The organism is Pseudolysinimonas sp. (genome assembly GCF_044239695.1).
Classification (GTDB): domain Bacteria; phylum Actinomycetota; class Actinomycetes; order Actinomycetales; family Microbacteriaceae; genus Pseudolysinimonas_A.
Window position 1 is genome coordinate 1 of sequence record NZ_JBIIAW010000153.1, and the last position, 5,151, is coordinate 5,151.

A 5,151-nucleotide genomic window follows, 5' to 3' on the forward strand; every position below is an offset into this window, starting at 1 on the left:
CCGGCGGTTGAGGCTCACGTTGGCGAAAACGCCGCCCGCCAGTACGAGGGTGTCCTGCCCCGAACGGTCGAGATGCCAGCGTGCGAAAGCGACCACGAGATCCTCGACGAACAACTGCACGGTCGCCGCCGCATCCACTGGACGCAGCCCCTCGATGCGTTCGCGAACTCGGTCGTTGTGTAGGTGCGCGGGCCGGTCCGGGTACGGCCCCACCACCAGCCCGTCGCCGAGACGGCCGCGTATCGCCCCGGTCTGCGGGTCCACACGGTACAGTTCGTCGAGCCAGCCGCGGATGCCGGGATCGGCGACGCCGTCCGCGGCCATCGCCTGCAGCTTGCCTTCGTCCCGCTGCGGACGCAGCCCGCACGCGACCGTGAAGGCGGAGTAGAGGTGGCCGATCGAGTCCTCGGTGGGCAGAGCGAGGGTACGGTCGACGGTGCCGCCCGTTCCGATCGACACTGACCCGGAGAGGTCGTCGCCCTTGCCGTCGAGGGTGATCACGAGGGCGTCGCGGGCCCCCGAGAGCAGGAACGCCCCAGCTGCGTGGGCGGTGTGGTGGTCGACGAACTTCTCCGGAAGGCCGCCCAGTCCGACCTTGCCGACGAGGCGGCGCAGTCCGGCTACCCGATCGCGCTGGGTGGTCAGGGGAAGACGCCGCAGCTTTTCGGCGGTCAGCCCGAGTTCGTCCGCCCGTGCGAGTCGTTGGGTTTGCCCGGCCGCGACGCGCGCATCGAAGTTCGCCATCGCCACCCGTTCGAGATCGTCGGGAGCCTGCAGACCGTAGACAACGCTTGTCACGACGTCGGTGCCGGCAGCGTCGACGCAGTAGGCGACGCTCTCGACCGGGAGCGGATCATGTGCCGGGCGGGCGTCATGGTTCTTGATCCGTGAGAACCGCTCCTCCTCGACCGCCGCCGTGACCGTGCCGTCCGAGCCGATCAGTGCGGCTCCGGCGTTGTGGCCGTCGTAGATCCCGAGGGAGCTCAATCCGGTGCGCCGCCGAGCTTGATGCGGATCAGACGACGATCCAGCGTCGGTTCTATATGCGGGCCGCGGTGGAGGTTCGTGCGGTTATCGAACATGACGAGGCGACCCGGTTCCACGACCGCCTGGACAGGGGAGAGGTCGGCGATCGTGGCTCGGAACACCGCGACCGCATCCCGCATCTCGGGTGCGAACTCGTCGTCGAGCTCGGCGACGACCGACCCGACCCAGCGAGGCAGGTCGAGCGACAGGATCGGCGCCGAGAACTGCTTCCGGTCGGCGAAGTTCTTGCTGCGCCAGGGCACGGGCCTCGACCGCAATACCTGCAGAGCGGCCGGATGAGCGGCCATCGCCTCGTCGACGGCGACCAGGGGCAGCAGCTCTGTCGCGGGAGCGTCGAAGCCGAGCCCCAGGTGCACGTGCCCGAGGAGTGTCATCGCGTTGGGTCGCCACCACGGTGTGCTGTCGGTATGCCATTGCTGATCGTCGCGGTGGCCGAGCCCCGATCGCACGATCGTGACCGTTCCGCCAAGGTCCTCGTGGATCGACTCAGGCGAGGGACCGATCCAGGCGGCGAGCATCGCGACGGCGTGCACAGCGCCGTGCTCGGCGGGGTACGTGAACTCGGCATGTGCGCCGATGGCGGACCTGAGGCCGGCGGCGAGCTCGCGGCCCTGCTGGGTGGGGGTGCGCCGGACTGCTTCGACGAGCGGGTGCGCAGGGTCGCGGAGCAGCCCCCGGACAGTCGCGTCATCGCCGGTTAGTGGCTCGAGGTCGAACCAGGCGGCGGGAAGCGGGATCGCGGTCATCGGCTCTCGGGGAGGTGTCGGGCAAGCGCCGCGCGGACGCGGTCGATGCGTTCGGGGGTGGCGTCATCGGTGACGAACACATCGAGTTCCGGGTCGTGCGTCAGGCGACCGAAGTTTCCGTCGAAGGATCGTGCGGCCCCGTCCAGGAGGCTGAGGCCGAAGCCTGGGTAGATCGCGTCGAGGGAGTGGCCGAGGTAGAACGCGAGCGACCGCTGTCGCGTGGTGTGTGCATCACGCTCGCGGTAGTTCTCAAGACTGAACCGCGGGTGGCATGCGTCCAGCAGGACCTTGGGCGCAAGCCACACAGGCATGATTATGCGTTGCTCCCCGATCGGCCGCACTGGGTATTGCAGCGGAGCTCGGCCGTTCATGACGGTGAACATGAGCTCGGCGAGCAGGTCCTCGCGGTTGTACCCGAAGGCCAGGTCACGGAAGCGGCGCTCGGTCGCGACCGCACGCGCTGCACGCAAGATGAGGAACGTGCCAAAGAAGTGGATCGCTTCTTCGCCGAACGCCTGCCCGAAGTCGTCGTACATCTCGGGGAGCGAGGTGCGCAGGCGGAGCAGGTCCGCCGTCTCCGACTCCGAGAACACGCGGTGATCGATGCCGAGATCCTGGCACAACACGGATGCGCGGTCCGCTGCAGCTTGCGTCATCACGTCGCGGAACACCAGGGTGAACGCAGTCAGCCGGTCGGCCGGGATAGCCGATGCGAGGCCGAACGCGAGGGCGTTGCTGTCGCCGCCGCCCGAAACCCCGAACACGCAGCCCTGCTCGACAACCCCGTGTGCGGCGACAAACTCGGCGACCTGTCGCATGACGAGATGCTTCGCCTCGTGCTCGCCGAGCAGGGCGCCGTTCGCGAATGCGCGCCCATCGCGCAGCGTGATCCCCGAGATCCCGGCTCCCTCGCCGGCCGCCCGCTCGTCGGGCCCCCACGGCAGCACCGTCTCGAAGAGGGTATTCCGCAACGCGCGCACCACGATGCGGTCGACATCCGCGGGAAGGTCCGCGAGCCGTGACCAGCCGGGCACGGGGGTGAGGTGGGTACCTCGTGCCAGGTAGCTCTGCACCATGGTTCGGGGGATCTCGTTCAACGCCAGCAGGTCGTCGATGGTCTCGGCGGTGGCGCGCAGCCGCCGGACGCCAAGGACGTGCTCGAGGTCGACCTCGGTCATCGTGGGTCATCCTGTTCGTCGTAGGGAAGCAGGGTCGCGCTGCGATGGTCGATCAGGGTGGGATGGCCTGGTCGGGCCGCTGCCCCCCCGAACGCACCGAGAGCGACCGCGAGCTGAGTCCGGGCGTAGAGGTCGGCGGGGCAGCGTCGCGGGCCCGCCCCGAATGGTATCGCGGCCGGGGTGTCGTCGCGGTCTGGGTCGAACCGATCCGCGTCGGCCCAGGCCGCCGACCGCTGGGTCACCCAAGGGCTAACCACGGCGAGATCGCCCGCTGCCCCCCAACCCTCGTCGCCCCTCATGGACCGCACGATCAACCAACTCGGCGGGTAGAGCCGCAGCAGCTCTGCGATCTCCGGATCGCGGGGCTCCTGCCCGAGGCCGATGGTGATCGCGGACGTCACCGCGGCCGCTGTGCTCTCCCACCCGGCGAGGGCGAGGGCGATCAGTTCGTCGACGATGTCCGATCTTGTCCAGCCGCGATGGCGCAGCTCATCGACGAAACGGCCGCGGTCTCCCGACATGCATGCAGCGAGCGCGTCCACGAGCCCCGCGCGGGCACCCCTGTCGGCGGAAGTCGTAGGGGCGCCAGCCTGGATCGCTTCGGCCAGGCGTTCGGCGGCAACCACCCCCGCCTGCAGCGTCCCGAGCGGCAGTTTGCTCGGAGCTGCGCCGGTCAGATCGAGGAGCATCCACTGTGTCAGCAATGCAGGCCGGAGCCGCCGCGGCGGCAGCGCCGGGCCGACAGCTTCACGCAGCCGGTCCTGCATGGCCGCCCGGTCGGATGCCGCCTCGGCCAAGGCGACGATCACCTCGCTGCGGCGGCGCCGGAAGTGGTCGCCTTCGAGTGCCGGGTATCCGCCCGCCGCCGCGCGCGAGGCCGCCCCGCGTCCCTTCTCGAGGTCGCGCCGCCTCAGCAGAGCACGGGCATGCACGGGCTCGATGAAGATCCAGCCGCGTCGCCCGCCGAATTTTGCTTCGACGACCGGCTCTTCCCCGAAGGGATGGGCAAGAAACGCGCCGAACAGGTCGGGTCGGTGACGTAGGTCGAGTGCCGGGAATGACGCCGTCCGCGCCACGCTCACCGATCCGCTACATCTGGGCCGTCAGAGCGGAGGCGCAGAGTACGAACTCGACCCCGCCCTCGGTCATGGTGTCCATGCCCTGGTCGGTGAGCGATGCGAAGACAATCGACTCGGCGGGGGTAACGGCGGGGGCGACGGTGGTCATGGGTCCTCCGGTTCGGGCAATTGGTCGATTGTAGTGACGGATCATCACTCTTGTCGATCGAGCAGACGCATCTGCTCCGGCGCGTGATGCTCGCCGGATGCGGGAGTCAGGTCGTCGAGGGCGGCGAGCTGGTCGGCGGTGAGGGCGACCCCGTCTGCCGCGACGTTCTCCTCGACGTGCGCTACCGACTTGGTGCCCGGAATCGGTGCCGACCCCGGCACTCGGGCGATCACCCAGGCGATTGCGATCTGGGCCGCCGTCGCACCGACCTCCGACGCGATCCGCTGCACCTTCGCGACGCCGCGCAGGTTCGCGGGAAGGTTCTCTTTCGCGAAGCGAGGGTTGTGGCGCCGGTAGTCGTCGGGGAGCAGGCTGTCGTCCGACTCGATCGTCCCGGTGAGCAGACCACGCCCGAGGGGGGAGTAGGGGACGAACCCGATCTCCAGCTCGTGCAGCACCGGCAGCACCTCCCGCTCGGGATCGCGGGTCCACAGCGAGAACTCGGATTGCAGCGCGGTGATCGGATGCACGGCGTGGGCGCGACGGATGTTCCCGACCCATGCCTCCGACAGGCCGAGGTGCCGGATCTTGCCGGCGGCAACGAGGTCGGCCAGCGCGCCGATGGTGTCCTCGATCGGCGTGCGGGGGTCGACACGGTGTTGGTAGTAGAGGTCGATCCGGTCGGTGCCGAGGCGACGCAATGATCCCTCGACCGCGAGCCGCACGTTGGCTGGCGTGCCGTCGGGAGTGGGTGCGCCGACGTGCGAGATCAGTCCGAACTTGGTGGCGACGACGACCTCGTCGCGTCGGCCCCGCAGCGCGCGCCCGACAAGCTCTTCGTTGACGTAGGGACCGTAGATCTCGGCGGTGTCGATCAGCGTCACACCCAGGTCGATCGCCCGTCGGATGGAATCGATCGACGCGTTGGGGTCGCCGTCGGAGGTGAGCATGCT

6 protein-coding genes are annotated in these 5,151 nt (G+C 69.2%); all 6 read right to left on the minus strand.

The window, feature by feature from the left end; all coding sequences use genetic code 11:
* Positions 1-987 (minus strand): carbamoyltransferase N-terminal domain-containing protein (locus ACILQS_RS15420; protein ID WP_395641010.1); only part of this gene is annotated, 987 nt, incomplete at its 3' end.
* Positions 984-1,793 carry a hypothetical protein gene (locus tag ACILQS_RS15425; RefSeq protein ID WP_395641011.1) on the minus strand — a complete coding sequence of 270 codons (810 nt, stop codon included), beginning with the start codon at positions 1,791-1,793 and terminating at the stop codon, positions 984-986. The genes ACILQS_RS15425 and ACILQS_RS15420, both read right to left, overlap by 4 nt.
* Entirely contained in the window at positions 1,790-2,971 is a 1,182-nt protein-coding gene (locus tag ACILQS_RS15430; protein WP_395641012.1) for a hypothetical protein, read from the minus strand. Before ACILQS_RS15430 ends, ACILQS_RS15425 begins: the two co-directional genes overlap by 4 nt.
* On the minus strand, positions 2,968-4,053 hold the full coding sequence (locus tag ACILQS_RS15435; protein ID WP_395641013.1) for a cytochrome P450: 1,086 nt from the start codon (positions 4,051-4,053) through the stop codon (positions 2,968-2,970). The genes ACILQS_RS15430 and ACILQS_RS15435 overlap by 4 nt, the downstream gene beginning before the upstream one ends.
* A 7-nt stretch (positions 4,054-4,060) precedes the next feature.
* Positions 4,061-4,198 (minus strand): hypothetical protein, encoded by a 138-nt coding sequence (locus tag ACILQS_RS15440; protein WP_395641014.1) that lies wholly within the window; start codon positions 4,196-4,198, stop codon positions 4,061-4,063.
* Between the two features lie 44 nt (positions 4,199-4,242).
* A complete protein-coding gene (locus ACILQS_RS15445) occupies positions 4,243-5,148 on the minus strand; it encodes an aldo/keto reductase (protein WP_395641015.1) in 906 nt (301 codons plus the stop codon).
* Positions 5,149-5,151 lie beyond the last annotated feature (3 nt).